The sequence below is a fragment of the Deltaproteobacteria bacterium genome, from assembly GCA_017302835.1.
GTDB lineage: Bacteria > Bdellovibrionota > Bdellovibrionia > Bdellovibrionales > Bdellovibrionaceae > UBA2316.
The window spans coordinates 106991-122090 of sequence record JAFLCC010000003.1 but is presented as its reverse complement, the minus strand read 5'-3'; the positions used below and the strand labels follow the sequence as shown (position 1 = coordinate 122090).

General features: G+C 41.0%; 12 protein-coding genes. 1 reads left to right on the top strand and 11 read right to left on the bottom strand.

Annotated features, from left to right (window positions below):
• Nucleotides 1–11: 11 nt before the first annotated feature.
• The 9 genes from J0M15_04330 to J0M15_04290 all read right to left on the bottom strand — a co-directional run bounded on the left by J0M15_04330 (nt 12) and on the right by J0M15_04290 (nt 11126).
• Entirely contained in the window at nt 12–1043 is a 1032-nt protein-coding gene (locus J0M15_04330; protein MBN8536252.1) for an ATP-dependent 6-phosphofructokinase, read from the bottom strand.
• 276 nt (nt 1044–1319) lie between these two features.
• A complete protein-coding gene (locus tag J0M15_04325; protein MBN8536251.1) occupies nt 1320–5672 on the bottom strand; it encodes a hypothetical protein in 4353 nt (1450 codons plus the stop codon).
• Entirely contained in the window at nt 5669–5899 is a 231-nt protein-coding gene (locus tag J0M15_04320) for a hypothetical protein (GenBank protein MBN8536250.1), read from the bottom strand. The genes J0M15_04325 and J0M15_04320 overlap by 4 nt, the downstream gene beginning before the upstream one ends.
• Before the next feature lie 26 nt (nt 5900–5925).
• A complete protein-coding gene (locus J0M15_04315; GenBank protein MBN8536249.1) occupies nt 5926–7302 on the bottom strand; it encodes a hypothetical protein in 1377 nt (458 codons plus the stop codon).
• A gap of 200 nt (nt 7303–7502) precedes the next feature.
• A complete protein-coding gene (locus J0M15_04310; GenBank protein ID MBN8536248.1) occupies nt 7503–8369 on the bottom strand; it encodes a hypothetical protein in 867 nt (288 codons plus the stop codon).
• A gap of 48 nt (nt 8370–8417) precedes the next feature.
• Nucleotides 8418–8690, bottom strand: coding sequence for a hypothetical protein (locus J0M15_04305; protein MBN8536247.1), 273 nt, complete (start codon nt 8688–8690; stop codon nt 8418–8420).
• Entirely contained in the window at nt 8687–9202 is a 516-nt protein-coding gene (locus J0M15_04300; protein MBN8536246.1) for a sigma-70 family RNA polymerase sigma factor, read from the bottom strand. Before J0M15_04300 ends, J0M15_04305 begins: the two co-directional genes overlap by 4 nt.
• A 73-nt stretch (nt 9203–9275) precedes the next feature.
• Complete coding sequence (locus tag J0M15_04295; protein MBN8536245.1) at nt 9276–10232, bottom strand: DUF4143 domain-containing protein; 957 nt, start codon at nt 10230–10232, stop codon at nt 9276–9278.
• Between the two features lie 81 nt (nt 10233–10313).
• Entirely contained in the window at nt 10314–11126 is an 813-nt protein-coding gene (locus tag J0M15_04290; GenBank protein ID MBN8536244.1) for a TIGR02147 family protein, read from the bottom strand.
• Between the two features lie 146 nt (nt 11127–11272).
• Between J0M15_04290 and J0M15_04285 the strand changes: the two genes are divergently transcribed.
• Nucleotides 11273–12316 carry a hypothetical protein gene (locus J0M15_04285; protein MBN8536243.1) on the top strand — a complete coding sequence of 348 codons (1044 nt, stop codon included), beginning with the start codon at nt 11273–11275 and terminating at the stop codon, nt 12314–12316.
• Nucleotides 12317–12335: 19 nt separating this feature from the next.
• Here the strand turns inward: J0M15_04285 and J0M15_04280 are convergent, their stop codons facing one another.
• Together J0M15_04280 and J0M15_04275 are read right to left on the bottom strand one after the other, a co-directional pair.
• Nucleotides 12336–13904: an AMP-binding protein gene (locus J0M15_04280; GenBank protein MBN8536242.1), complete on the bottom strand. Its 1569-nt coding sequence runs from the start codon at nt 13902–13904 to the stop codon at nt 12336–12338.
• A 17-nt stretch (nt 13905–13921) separates the two neighbouring features.
• Nucleotides 13922–14950, bottom strand: coding sequence for a ketoacyl-ACP synthase III (locus J0M15_04275; protein ID MBN8536241.1), 1029 nt, complete (start codon nt 14948–14950; stop codon nt 13922–13924).
• Nucleotides 14951–15100: the final 150 nt, after the last annotated feature.

Genomic DNA, 15100 nt, shown 5'->3' with positions numbered 1-15100 from the left:
CACGAGTCAGCTTAAATAAAAATTCCTAGAGATTTAGCTTTTTGAATCCACTCATGTTCTGTAGGTACAAGTCGAGGTTCCTTCATCAGATCGCTGATGGGGGCGCGGGTGACTTGACCTTTTCTATAAACAACAGCTTGTTTCCAAGCTTGTTCAAAAACCATATTCGCAGCCTCTACGCCCATGCTTAAAGTTAAAAAACGATCTGTCGTTGTCGGAGCATGTGAGCGTTGAAGATGACCTAAAATAACATGTCTAGATTCCCAACCCGTTTCGACTTCAAGCCAACGAGCGAGCTCTTCTGAAATGCCACCAAATCTATCTTTTTGAGGAGAGGCTTCTACTCTGAAGGCTACTTTTGCAGACTCTCCCATCGCAAAGGCGCCTTCAGAGACCGTGATCATAAGTCCTCTGCGAGATTTTTGCTGTTCTAAAATAAAATTCTTGAGAGCTTGTTTTTGAAAGGGTCTCTCGGGAATTAAAATGACATCAGAGTAACTGGCAAGCCCTCCACCAAGGGCCATCCAGCCGGCAGTGCGGCCCATGGTTTCAACTAAAATAATTCGTTTGTGTGCCAAAGCGGTATGCCTTAGTGAGTCCACAGAATCTGCGACAACGGAGCAAGCGGTATCAAAACCAAAGGTCATTTCTGTTCCAGAAAGATCGTTGTCTATCGTTTTGGGAACGCCAATTATTGGAATTTGATTTTCAAAAGCTTTCAGTGCTTGAAATGTCCCATCACCCCCGGCAACAATGAGACCCTCCAAATTTAATTTCCTATAACAGTTTAAAAATTGTTCTTCTTGCCCGCGCGTTGTTGATTTGTTTGAAGTTCCTAATAAAGTTCCTGATTCAGAATGGATTCCAAGAATTTGTTCTTTAGTAATTTGAAAGTATTTTTGCGCATAGACCCCCTCAAAGCCATCTTGAATTCCAAAGACTTGATAGCCTGCTTGGATTAAACTTCGAGAGCAGGACTCAATGATTCCATTTAAGCCAGGAGCATCACCACCACCTGTAAGTATCCCAATACGTCTTATCATTTGACTACCCTCCAGAAACTTATTCTCTGCTATTAGATTATATGATGGACTGTATTTTTGATTTAGACAAGAAAGCTGTGGTACAAGGCTTGTGATGAACTATAAGAGCTTTGAATAAAGCTTTTATTTTAGATATAGACGTTAATAGCTTTAAAGGAGTCTATTATAAATACAATCAAAAACCCTCAAGAACTAGAAAGCCTTTTAGGCGAGAATATTAAAAAGTTCCGCCTGCAAAAGGGTCTGTGCCAGGAAGCTTTAAGTAGCCAAGCCTCTCTAATCGCACTTCAAATTAAATGTCGGGAATTGGTTGTCCTTGATTTTCCACTCTGGTCGAGCGCATCTGATTTTTTTAAGTGCAACTTCGGACGCCTTTTTTTGTTCGGGCGTTAATTGAAGATCATTCAGACTTTGCGCCATTTTTTCAAACGTGGTCTGAACCATCGGCGGTATTCCCGAGTCATTTTTCAAAGCCTTTTGCAGAGTTTGCTTTACAGCTTCGAATTCTTTTTGGGCAGCTTCGGCACGCTCGACAGCGCGTACGCGAGGGGCCGCCTGGTCGTAAGCATCCATCCATTTTTCTAATTTAACAATTTCTTCCGGAGACATACCACGAGTGCGCGCTGTTCTAAGGGCAACATCACGAGCCGAGTTGGATCTTGTTACATTTCCTTCAGCATCATAGGCCATCCGGCCTTTGTAAGCGAGTTCCGCATCCTCTTTGCCGGCTGCTGCGGGGCTACCTTTTGGTGCGCTAACTGCGGCATGGTATTCACTAGATTGATGCGCGTAGAACACGCGTGGATTAAATCGAGCATCGTCTGTTTTTCCAATTTGCGAAACCTGCATTTCATTCCTGTCTTTGACTATGGCTTCTCTTAAAAGCAGATAATCCTCTTTGATCCCTTGCCTTAAGGCCTCGACATGGGCGCGTTCTCCAATACGTCGATCTAAAAGGATATCGGCGCCTTCGGAATCTGCCGTTCGTCTAAAGGCTTGGCCCTCGTAAGAACTAGCGTCCAAGGCTCTGTCTGCAGGTTTTCGGATGACTTCGTCAATGGGTTTGAATTCAACGGCGACTACGTTAGTGGGTGCTGTTACGACCGGGGGTTTTACGTGTTCAATTTTATCAATGGCAACCGATGTGTATCGAATAACTGGTTTGCCATTATGAACGCCATCTTGATATCGAACTTGAACTTCTTGTGTACCGTTAACACTTTTGTAAGGAGCACCTTGCACAACGGCTTCGACATCTTTAACACCATCGGGTGTATTGATTTGGACATTAACTTCGCGGTTGGGGGCGATTTCAGAACGACGCACACCATGAGGATTTACGTAACCCGATTTTTCGCTAGCTGAGATGTGTGCGGCGCGATTGGCGTTAGCGCGTTCAGTGATTCCGCGATCAAAGCTTTGCAATCGTTGAGCTTCGGCCACATCCGTAGTTTCAGACGTGCGCACGGTGATTGAAGATTCTGTTCCATCCGGTTTTGTATATTTCACAGTCGAAAGGCTTTCTCCATCAGATCCCAGTTGTCGAATCGTTTCTCTACCTTGTACTGTTTGTCCTTGAGCATCTTTAACGACCACGTCTCGATTTGGGTTAGTTGCTTCCACCGGTGAGTTTCTGATTTTGAGTTGGCCCAGTGGACGAACTTTTGGATCGACATAGCTAGCATAAGCAGGGGCCCTGGCCATCACGGCGTTTAAAGCCTCGCGCTCGCTCGCGGAAAGAGGTAATTTGTCCAATGCTTTTACTCCGCCTTTGGCATTAATTTCTTCAACGAACTTTGCAGCATTTACAAACTCGCTTCGCAAGACATAGCCGCTCGCAGGATTAAAGCTCATCGTTTGACGTAATTGTTTAATGTCGACATTGGAATCGGCGCCCAGTGCCTTTTGTAACGCATTGGTCATTGTTTTTGAATCTGCAACGGGCGAGTAGGCAATCGCAGCACGGCGATTGGCATCGGTGATACCTAGTTCGATGCCGATACGTTCGCGCATGCGCTGGGGTTTGGTCACCGAGTTTCCATTTAGTTTTTCCACGCGATTTGTGTTAACTACGGTTTTCATCTGAGCTTGATTAAGAGCTTCGATGAAGTTGGCTGCGCTTGGATTCAGTGATTTTGGTTCTGGACGCACAGTCGTTTTCGGCGTTTGAACTGGTGGCGTTTGAACTGGTGGCGTTTGAACGGACGGAGTGGGGACATCGTCCACTTTCGCAACGGCCGATTCAACTCTGACAGCCATCGATTCGGTTTTTGGTTTGATCATCGTTAACAGCTGATCTTCAGTCATCGCTCGGTACTGACCTGGGTAACCCGGAACTTCTACCTTATGGTAGATGACCCCTTCTTGAACCACAGATTGGGTGATCTGTACTTTGAGCGATTTCTCCCCATTAACAAGCGTGTAGTGATCGGTGCCGTTCAATTTACTATTAGGTACTGGAGCGCGAAGGGAAACCCTGTATCCAGTTTCTGTGCCTGTAATTCCATATTCCATCAGCATCCGTGTTTGCTTGCTATCGATAGATCTTGGGCGACCTTCGCCGGCTTTAATTTTATCGCGCACTTTGACAGAGCCAATATCGCCATAGGCCGTGTCAGTGTGGGTATTGTGTGCAGCCATGATCCATTTTTTCTCGACCTCGTTAAGATCTCTACCCATCAACTTGCTTGCAATTTTCAGTCGGGCTTCTCCTCCATCATAGGCATCATTTAATTTTCCAACGACCGCGCGAACTTTTTCAGGTGGCGAACCGCGAGAAATATTTTGAATGGCGGATTGAGCTAAATCTTTATTGATATTTGCTGAACCGAATGAAGTCCTTGATGCTTCACTGAGGCTGGGTTTTAGGCCCTCAAATTCTTTTTGACCAATCCATTTTTTAGTGACTTTACCGTCTGTTGATTTTGTTGCGATTTGATAAAGTGTGCCAGTTGCGCTTTCTTGAGTTTGCAAAACCATCGCAAATTTTCTTTCATTTCCGGCAGACTGAATAGAGATATAGTCGCCATCGCTGACTAATTTAGATGGCGTAGCTTTTTCTGCACCTGTTGTGGGAGAGATCGACTCGATCGGACCCATTCCCTTGGTTGCATTTTCACCCGTAGTAGTTGCTTTAGCGACGCCGGATGCTTGTTCCGCTTCAGCAAGTTGTCGTGCATTGGACATGTTCTTTAAGCCCACGACCAGACTCGCGCCGCCAGCAGCACCCAGGACAACATCGAGAACACAACCATCGTACTCTTTTTTGAAATTCATTTGCCCTGCGGTTGGAATCCCGCAGGCTTGTGGGCCGGCCGCTTTTTCTGTAGGTTTAAAATAACCTGTCGATTTGCTACCGCAGTGGCCAGAGGCTTCGTGCACCGATTGGACTGCGACGGTTCCATCGACGGCTTGCCCAAGTAACAAAGCGGCTTTGCCGACCGAAGCGGCACGGCTACCAACAACGGCGGCACCCATAGCAACACGCCCAGCGGCCGTCAAACCCGTGACAACTAAACTACCACCCATCGTGACAACGGCACCCACGGCGCCAACTCCTGATGACCATAGTGTCTTTGAAGTTTTTCTTTGTGATTCGCCCATGTCGTCGAGGCAGTTATTATACGATACGAACTGCGCGACAGCGGCGCGACTTTGATTTAATTCTTTTGAAGCGCCTTTTTTTAAAAAATCTAGTTCTGCTAAAGGTTTAGTGCGCTCTAGAACATCATTAACTTTATCCGAGTCGCAATTATTTCTTAGTAAACATTGCGAGGCCGTCGTTAGTTCCTTTAATTGCGTGGCTACATTCCTTCTATTTTCTGCTACTTGAGTCTTAAGTGCTTTAGTCACTAAATTTACGTCTTCGAATCCTCGTTTACCAATCAATTCTAGAAATTTGTCTTCTTGTGCCCACTGGTAATTTGCATAAAAAACTTGAAGTCTGAATGCGGTTTGACCCATTTCTTTTTTAGCATCTTTACAATTCTTACCTGATTTCTGACGGGGTGAGCAGTCTTCCCAAATATTTTTGGCCTCTTTAAAACGGCCTTCGATACTTTTTATATGTTGAGATTTATATTCATCAATAAAACTCTGTGCCAGTGTTTGGGACATGTCTGATTTTTTGCAATTCGCTTTTAGATCTTGGCACTTGCTCACAAGTCCGACTAACTCTGGTGCCTCTTGTTTGCAGTCGACCCCAGCCAACGGCTCGTTACCAAGGACAGCGTCAGCAAATACTTGGTAATCAAGTAAATTGTCAGCGTTATCATCAAATCGTTTTTGAATATAAGCGTAGCGACTCAATGTTTCTAATTTTGTGGAATTAGCACCGCCTTCTTTCCAGCACTGTGAAATCTGAGGTGTTACATAGAGAGTAAATCTTGGGTCGGCCATAAGCTCAGGCATTACTGCCTCTGGCTTAACCCCTTGCGTAAGATGACCCTTACAAAAAGAGTCTGGGCTTTTAAGTAAATTAAAGAAGCGCCCTTCTTTGAGTTCTTTAAGGCCCTCTTCTACGTTTTTGAAATTACAATTTGCAGGTGCCGAAGGACAGTAAGGTCCTGCAGCGAAGACACTGCTCGAAAACACGATTAAAAAAGAGATAAGACGATAGGAATAAATCACTTCGTACTAGCTCCTGATGCGGCGGCAGCGGCTGGCGGTTTTATGACAGTTTTGCTCGAAGGTGTCGTGACTGCGTTGAGTGATGCTGCCGCGGCTTGCCCAGAGCAAGGGTGCACAAACTCAGTACAGCCTGGGGCAATGACGGTCGATAAGTTTCTTGCTTTATTTAAGTTAGGGTCAGGCCTTTTAGTTTCTGAATAGGCAATACTTGAAAAAGTTAAAATCATTGAAATGGTGATCGTTAAAAAGGTTTTCAGTCTATACCTCCAAAAACGGCGGTTTCATCAGTTAGGGTTGTGTAAATGCCATAGACTCGGTTAACAGTAGTTTTTAATTCAATGTCATTTGTTTTTGTAGGCTGTGTGCTGGATTCAGTAACTGAGCCGTCATTGTCATAGCTATAGCTAATTTTCCCAGCGCCTTTCAGCTCAAGCGTTTTTAATTTCTCAGTAAAGTCGACATAAGAGATGGCCAGGTCATTCGATGTCGACTCATAGCTAGCAATCACTCGTGTTGTGCGACCCCGTTCATCGTATTCTAGTTTTAATTTTACTTTGTCTGTGTTCACTTGAGTGATTTGCTTCTTTTCATTTAAAACATAGTGAGTTTTTTCAGAACCAGATTTTTTAAGGGTCAAATTTCCATTTTTATCGTAGTCAAACACTTGGGCGAGGCCAAAACTATCATTGATTTTTTTCGGCTTTCCGAAATCAGTGTATTCGATTTGTTTCCAAGTAGTACCCACAGATTTTTTTATGTTTTTTAATTTGTTTTGTTTATCAAAAACGATTTCAGTTGTTTTCTTGTCGAAATGTTTCTTTTTACATATGCGGTGGACAGTTGAGGTAACCTTCGTTCCATCGCTCATTTTTTTAGAGTCGTAACCGTAATTTTCAACGCAACCGTCGCGATCGGTTAAACTTGTAATCCAATCGTGACCGGTGTCGTAGCCTAATTTCAAGAATGTTTTGTCTGGCCATTTTGCTAGAGTCATATTGCCAAATATATCGTACTGATAAGAAAATTGATTTCCCCAGGCATTGGTGACGTCAGTAAGATTTTGTCCTTGATAAGCGTATTTGGCTATGTTTGCAGTTCCGGAATTGATTTCTGTCACTTTTCCGTATTCATCAAACACGAACGAGAAATTACCAGCAATCGTTTCGATACGATTTAATTTGTCATCTTCATATTTCAGTTTCGCTTTTTCATCGCGCAACCTGAACGCGTCCAAACTGCCATTTTTATTGAACTGTAATTGAGTGATGCCCTTGACTTTCAATATGTAGAAATCGTCGTTAAAAGAGATGACTTGGTCGCCTGATTTCCACTCGGAGCCGTCAGGTTGGTAAACAACGATTTCACCACTGCCACAGTTCTGAATCTCAATAGTTTTACTAGGTTCGACCGAACGAGTGAGCTTTGTTTCCAAAGGCGAACACCAGCCTTGTCCAAAATAGCCGACGCGATTGACACGGCTGTTGTAGCTGCGTTGCATTTGCCAAAAGAAATTCTTCGATGATATTTCGGCATCAATCCATGAATAGAAAAAGTTTCCATTTTTCAAATCCACGTCAGCACGCAAGTCCAAACTTAGAAGTGATAGAAATACAAAGATGTGAATAATCATCGGGATATTGATCGGCAACCTAGATAGCTAACTTTACTTTAGGAATGAAATAATCGGCGTTTTACGTGTCTCGTTTTGAGAAACTCACCGATAAAATTGTGCTGTTGGCAGGCCTCCTAACTTCGCTGTCTCCTAACTTCGCTGATTTCAATTCTGACAAATTGAAAATACCGAAGTCAGGATAAAACGGAAGGAGCTTCCTATTTTATTGCGTCTAAAAATTCTTTTGGAATACTTTCATATTTATCCTGACCAAAAGATCTGGTGCTATTGGGGGTGGACATTTTTAGTTTTGGCAAGTAAATACCATAGACCTTTGCCGTCACATCGCCGGGAACAATATCCGTGTCGTTTTTAATTTTGATTTGTAACTGATCATCACCTTTGAGCTCCATAGTTTTCCCTTGTGCCGTTCCTATTTCTGTGGCTCCAGGAAAGGGATAGAAGCTTATCACAAAAGAACCACGGTGGGATTTAATCCCAACAAAAAGGCCACCAAAACGAACTTCATCTGCCCAGAGGTACCCTTGATTATCTGTCACTTGAAAACTATCTCGATCTCCACCAATCTTAATTCGTTCCAAGGTCACAGCTTCGTTAAAGCTATCAATCTCTGGCGTGAAACGCACAACTACCTGGTAGGCTTTGCTTGTTTGAGCGACCCAGGTGATGGGAGAAAAATTCTCCAAGGTAACCTTCTGCTCACGAATCAATTTCCCGCGAGGTGAGCCTTGTTCAAATTGCTGAATGAGTCCTGTCACGGAGTTATCATCATGAAGTTCCCATTCATGATGAAGCAAAAAAGGGTTGATTTCATTAGCACTCAGTGACCAATTGCTTTCAATTTTCCTAGACTTGGATCTGGCTTTCCATTTTCGCTCTTCAGGCAGTTGTGCTATAAGATTTTTACCCGTTGGATTAAGAACAAATACCTCTCCTTTTAAATGAAAGCCTGATACAAATTTTGTTTGATTAATCTTTCTTATGTCACCAAATTTTGACGATTCATCAGCGTGACTCAAAGTTAAGACCCTAAGACCTATAAAAACTATCAAATTTAGTTTCATTAAAATCCTCCGAAGTGAAATTTATCGTTTTTTTTATCTCTTTTATTATCATTCACTCTTGTTATAAACCACCTCGATAGTTGCACTAGAATCAATATTTAATGAGACTTCCGAGACCTTTGCTTCCTGGGCTTTGAAGAAAAACCCCACCATGAATCCTACAAAACAAGCTGCGGCCAATTGCATAACATGATTTAGATTAAGCTTTATTTTTTGTGGTTTTTTCCGTAAATTTTTCCATCTCTGAATTTGATCAACACGAGGCTGCAAGGTTTTTAACGGCTGTAATATTTCGTCTAATTCAGAATTTCGATCTGTCATTTGGTCTCCTCCATGTATTTTGCAAGTAACTCTTTAAGGTTTTCTTTTGCTCTAAAAATATGACTTTTCACTGTCCCAGAAGGGAGATTCAACAAGGTTCCTATTGCTTCTAATGTCAGCTCCTCATCAAGATACAAGTGCAAGACTTCTTGCTGAATTTCACTTAACTGTTGGATAGCTGTCCGAAGGGCTTGCAGGTTTTGTTTTTGTTCAAGATTCTGATGTAAATCTGAATTCTCTTGATGAACGAACTCACCATCATGACCATGCAAGAAAAGATTTGAATGATTCCTCTTTGTTTCGAGCTTTACAAAGTGGGCAATGCCATACATATACATACGTATACTTCCTCGAGAAGCATCGTAGTCGCCATTGTCGATCTTTTGAACAAGCCGAATAAGCGTTTCTTGCACACACTCCTCTGCCAGGCTCAAAGGAAAGCTCGCACCAAAGTAACGATATAAGGCAGGAGAAAGATCCTGGACCAATTGGTTCCAATTTAATGGCTTCATAACTCATCTTGAAAGAACTAGGTAAAAGGTTGCAAGAAAAAAGAAAATAATTTAATTGAATCCTATTCGAGGATTATGTCGCCTGAACTATTTCCCCAGCCCATAGCTGCTGGCAAAAAAAAGGCAACGGCATCACCTGATATTCGTTTTGAATCGTTCTTTGATGTTTTTCATTACATACAAAAATTTTTTTTGTGAGTTTTATGTCTTCCTCAAAAGCTTTAAAACCTTTCAAATCATCGCTATCGATGTGGCTGGTGCCTTTGACTTCAATTCCTATGAGTTTTTTTGATTTGAATTGAAGTAAAAAATCAACCTCAAATTGCGATGTCGAACGCCAATAAAAAATTTCAAATGCCTCCTCATGATAATCCCTATAAGCAATGAGTTCAGTAAAAACAAAATGCTCCAGAGCCTTCCCATATTCGGGAGTTCCCTTCGGCAGATTTTCTCGCCCCGAAAGAAAGTTACAAACCCCCACATCAAAGTAGTAAAACTTAGGAGTCATGACTGCTTTTCTCGATTTTGTTTCTTTATACGATTCTAATAAATATCCAAGTAAGGTATCTTGCAATATTGAATAATACGCAGCCACGGTTCTGGGCGATAATTGCACATCTCTGGCAACGCCAGCAAAATCCAACTGCTCACTATTGGTGAGCGCAGCTACTTCTAAAAATTTCGAGAAATCAGAAAGATTTCTGGCATACCCCTCGGCTTTGATTTCTTCTTGTAAATAAATTCCCACATAGGCCTTAAGAACCCGTTGGGGAGAGTTGGCTGTGAGAACACTCGGCAGGCCACCTATTTGAACTAAAGAATCAAAATTTACTCTTTTGTCTGTTGGTGAGTTTCCTCTAGATAAAAATTCTTTCGATGTGATTGGATGCAGGAATAATGGATAGGCCCGACCACCTAATAAATTTTGCCCCTGCTTTTTTAATTTCCTAGCACTACTTCCCGTAAGAATAAAACGATAAGACTTATTTTTTTCTATCAATAAATGAACGACATCCAATAGCTCTGGCAATTTTTGAATTTCATCAATGATAATAAGATTTTTTTTCCACTATCTTCGAACTCTTTTAATAACATGGGAGATTTATTAAATTCAATCAGAAGTCATTTTAAACCAGTCGATATTTAAACAATACATTGCCTCGACTTTAGAATTATCAATTGTACTCACAGATTGAGAAACCAATTCAATTAAGGATTGTCTTATTTTTTTTGCATCTTTTAAAGAAATATTCGCTGGCATCGTAAAACAGAAATCATCGTCCTTGAATTGACCTATTTTTTCGATGGCTTTGACTCTCCAATTTAAGTGATGTCGACTTACAAACGGTGAATCAGTATCAAGATGTAATTTAGAAGGTCCTTGGCTATACTTTTTTCCATCATGATGAAGTAACCCTGCTTGAACTAGAAATTCTAATACTTTATTAACTTGAACTAACGAGATATTGAATTCACGTGCAATTTGCTCTGGAATTGATTTTCCTGGAATAGATACAATAATTTTTATAGCAGAGTAATACCAGTGAGAAAAAAACATCGCATTATCTGCATCTGAAAGTGTAATGTCTTTACTGATGCGGTTTTTTAATGATTGGGATTTTTCTTTGAGTTGGGCCAAATCACGATCGCACTTCAATCTAGCTTTGATAGAACCGGCTCGCGCTTTTAAAACCAAGGCCACAAGGTAATCCGATTCTAATTCGGTAAAACCAAAAAAACTGCACAGATCACATGCCTGCTCAAAGCTAAGATTTTTATCCCCTTGAAATATTTGACTGACCAAGCTTGTATGGATGTTTAAAGCTTTGGCAATCTTGCTAAATTGCCCATGCCCCTTATTGGGCAATAAAGATAACTTTTTTAGCACAAAATCTTTATAGTCAGTGAATTTAAAAACCGTCATATAATCGTCTTTTCGTATATTTACAAAAATACTTTACCAAAAGTAAAAACTATTTGAGCTTTTTTACTTTTAAACAGGAGCGAAAAATAATACGAAAGGCTAAATTGGTGCCGAATTTGAACATAACCCTTAACAAGGATTTCACAATGACTAAAAAAAACCTTTCTAGACCAATATCCCTACCAATATCTCTATTTCTAAATGTATTTTTTTTATTGGCTATTTCTTTTTATTCCTATGCCCAACGAGTGAGTGGTGGTGCACCAAAGCCTGGTGCCTCCTTTGGCCATGAAAACACTCTCGCTATTGCCAAAAATTATGAGATCAACCGAATTCTTGGAGTCACTTTCGGTGACGAAAAAATCGAAGTCCAAAAATTAAGTTTAATTCTCATTGATTCAAAAGGATTTCACTACAGATTAGAAACTAAATCCGCTACCAGCACTACAAAATGTGTTTTAGATGCCACTGTTTGGAACACTCACTCTACTCCTTCTAAATTAGTTGTAGTCACTAATACAAAAGTGATCTCGGGCTGCGAACAGGAAAAGGTGGGTGAGGTAAAACCTATCAAAGATCTTATCGCGATTACCAAATCACCAAAAGTGTTAAAAACTCAAGGATTGAATTTTAGCGTGGAAAAAATTGAACAAGTCAGCAATTCAGCAGATGAAACTCACTTCCTGCTGACTGCTGAAACTATGACCAAAACAAAATCTTGCCTCATTAATGTTATCTTGAAAAACGGTATCGTAACAAGTGCCGTAACTGTGACGAACACCCCTGAATGTATTTATGAAACTCCCGTTCGAGTAGAATCTGTACTATCTAAATATAAAGATATTTTTTCACAATTCCCAAAAGGTATAAATGAAAATCGACCATATAGTGAGTATTTAGATGTGGTTCGCAATCTCTCTCCTGAAAAACGTAACGAAATCCGCGAGCACATGTGTCTCTCTGAATCTAAATTTTATCAAGTTTTTGCCAAAAAAGCAAAATACATGGAAAATTATTTAAAACAGACTCACAATATGGCAGAGGGTCAAGCTCTTTATATGCTTTACATAACGATGGGCTTTTCCACCAATAGCGGTGGAATTTTTATGCCCGCTCTTATTGGAATGAAGCTCGCACCATTTTTTATCGTAGACGCAGACATTTTCTTTACAAACTGCAATCCCAATTAAGTGACAAAAAAAGTAGATTCTATAAAGAGGTCTCCTTATGAGGGTACAGCTCCAGAATTTTTCGCTTCAGGATCTTGCCTGACTCTCCCTTGGGGAGCTCATCGACAAATACAAAGTGCTTTGGAATTTTAAATTTGGCGAGGTTTTGTAAGCAATAAGAATATAACTTCGCTTCATCTAGAGAAGAAACCTCTTTGGCTTCTGATTCTTTAGATGAAGCTTCTTTAACTATAAAAGCCTTGCCGACTTCTCCCCATTTGGTATCTGGAACTCCAAGGACGGCGACTTCCTTGATGCCTTCGTAATGGCGCAAGACCTGTTCTATTTCGGTAGGGTAGACATTTTCGCCGCCAGATTTGTACATGTCTTTTTTTCTGCCGACAACATAGTAATACCCTTCCTCATCTTTTTTAACTAAATCCCCTGTATAGAGCCAACCCTCTTTGAGGGTCTCTTTAGTTGCCTTTTCATTTTTCCAATATCCATTCATGCACATGGGTCCTTGCAGGACTAACTCACCAATTTCATTGGGACCAAGTTCTTTGCCGTCACCATCCACAACCTTGGCTTCGGTATAAAAATTGGTAAAACCAATAGAACCAATTTTTCGAATGGCATCTTCTTCATTTAAAGAAAATACATTAGGACCAAATTCTGTTAGACCATAACCTTGTCTTATCGGGATTCCTTTGCGATGCCAGGTATGAATCAAGTCAATGGGCATGGGTTCTCCACCGACGATAGCATAGCGAAGATTTGAAAGATCCGTATCTTTAAATGCGGCAGATCTTGCCATCATGTCCATAGTTGTGGGAACTCCAAATAAAATAGTGGCTTTTTCTTTGGCCGCTAAATTTAAAATCTGATCCGCATCGAACTTCTTCAAGAGCACAATTTTAGCACCTCGATGAACAAAGGGGTTCGTGAGCACATTCCAACCACCGGTATGAAAAAAAGGAAGAAATATAATCGTACAATCTTTTTGTGAAATATTTAACCGAAGGCTTGTGTTTATGGAGTTCCAAAATAACATTTTGAAAGAAATCAAGGCTCCCTTGGGCGCTCCTGTCGTTCCCGAGGTGTACAATATCATGGCGGCATCTTCCGGATCAGAAACAAATTCTTTCTTAGGAACACCTTCCATATAACCCGAAGAGTTCGCCTCCAGAGATCCTAGCTCCCTGGAAATTGCTGATAATGTACAAGTTTGCAAGTCTCCCGAAGAAGTCTTCGTCGGAAGATTTTTTACTGCCGCTTCATAGGCCTCTTGATAGATCACGAGTTTAGGAGAACAATCTGTAACGATATGTTCGACTTCTCGTTGAGTTAATCTAAAATTGACTGGCACCATGATGGCCCCCAGCCGTTGCAGGGCAAAAAATAAAAAATAATACTCGACCTCATTCGTAGATAAAATGGCCACCCGATCATTTCTCTGAATTTGATATTTTTTTTCTAAAACATGAGCCCCACGCATCGAGAGCTCATAGGCATTTTTGTAGGTATATTCCCTGCCTGTTTCGCCATCTTTAATCGCCACAGAGTGAGGCGCATATTGACTCCATTTTTTTAACCAGTCCAATTCCATTTTCATAAACTGCCCCCTTAAGTATCATATCCCCATTCCATAGCCAAAGCTGCCATGGACATCCCGCCACCTGAGCCAAGCATGATCACGAGATCCTTTTTCTTCAACTTATGTTTTCTGACGGCATCAGCTAAACACATTCCTACAGAAGCACTACCTGTATAACCATATTTATCCATAATATAATGAGCTTTCTCGTGGGGCAAATTCAGCTTATCTAACGTTTCGTAAATACTTTGCACATTAAACTGAGTGATAAAAAAATGATTTACGTCCGTTGGTTTTTTACCTATTTTATCTAAAATTAAATGCGTTAATTTTGGCCAATAAATGCCATTGGTCTCTGGTGGAATTCGTTTTGGAAATGCCAATAAGTGTTCCTTATTTTCGATAACCTCATGGGACACGGGCTTATAACTTCCACCAGCGTAGAGTCCCATATAATCATGGTATTGTCCCTGGGTAAGAAAAACAGAAGTTAAAAATCCACTTGCTTTTTCCGACCCTGGCCCCTCAGGCATGCTATTCTCTGTCGCTCTGAGAACCGCAGCCCCAGCTCCATCAGCAAATAAAGAAGCGATTTTATAATCATCAAAGTTGAGCCATTTACTCATGGCATAGGCGCCGACAACTAAGATATTTTTAAATTGAGTATCCGATTTAATAAATTTATTTCCCACATCCAAGGCAGTGACGAAACCAGCACAGGCCGAATTCAAATCAAAAGTACCTGCATTCACGGCTCCCAACCGGAACGAAACGACTGATGCTGTTGAAGGGGATAAATAATCGGGGGTATCCGTAGCAACAATGATAAAATCTAAATCCTTAGCTGTGATCCCCGCATTTTTCATTGCTTCTTCAGCTGCAGGTAAAATCAAATCACTTGTTCGTTGCGACGTCTCCATCCACCGGCGCTCCGTTATGTTTCGCTGAGTCCTTAAAAAGGTATCTATATCTTTCTTATAAAGATCGTTGAAATATTCATTTTTAATAACTCGATCGGGAGCATACATTCCTGTTCCAACAATAGTTGCATTCCTCATAAGTCTTCCTTTTTTAGCAATGATTCACCTAAATAATTCACTTAAATGATTCACCAAATTGCTTTGATCTCTGGATCCTGGCCCTAAAATAATCCTATCCCAGAATAAACTCAACGATTTTAAAAGAGAGGGATTGTCATGTGCTAGAAA

Coding starts and splice junctions, on each gene's coding strand:
- J0M15_04330 (MBN8536252.1), bottom strand. CDS start 1,043: ATGATAAGACGTATTGGGATACTTACAGGTGGTGGTGATGCTCCTGGC.
- J0M15_04320 (MBN8536250.1), bottom strand. CDS start 5,899: ATGATTTTAACTTTTTCAAGTATTGCCTATTCAGAAACTAAAAGGCCT.
- J0M15_04315 (MBN8536249.1), bottom strand. CDS start 7,302: ATGATTATTCACATCTTTGTATTTCTATCACTTCTAAGTTTGGACTTG.
- J0M15_04310 (MBN8536248.1), bottom strand. CDS start 8,369: ATGAAACTAAATTTGATAGTTTTTATAGGTCTTAGGGTCTTAACTTTG.
- J0M15_04305 (MBN8536247.1), bottom strand. CDS start 8,690: ATGACAGATCGAAATTCTGAATTAGACGAAATATTACAGCCGTTAAAA.
- J0M15_04300 (MBN8536246.1), bottom strand. CDS start 9,202: ATGAAGCCATTAAATTGGAACCAATTGGTCCAGGATCTTTCTCCTGCC.
- J0M15_04290 (MBN8536244.1), bottom strand. CDS start 11,126: ATGACGGTTTTTAAATTCACTGACTATAAAGATTTTGTGCTAAAAAAG.
- J0M15_04285 (MBN8536243.1), top strand. CDS start 11,273: ATGACTAAAAAAAACCTTTCTAGACCAATATCCCTACCAATATCTCTA.
- J0M15_04280 (MBN8536242.1), bottom strand. CDS start 13,904: ATGGAATTGGACTGGTTAAAAAAATGGAGTCAATATGCGCCTCACTCT.
- J0M15_04275 (MBN8536241.1), bottom strand. CDS start 14,950: ATGAGGAATGCAACTATTGTTGGAACAGGAATGTATGCTCCCGATCGA.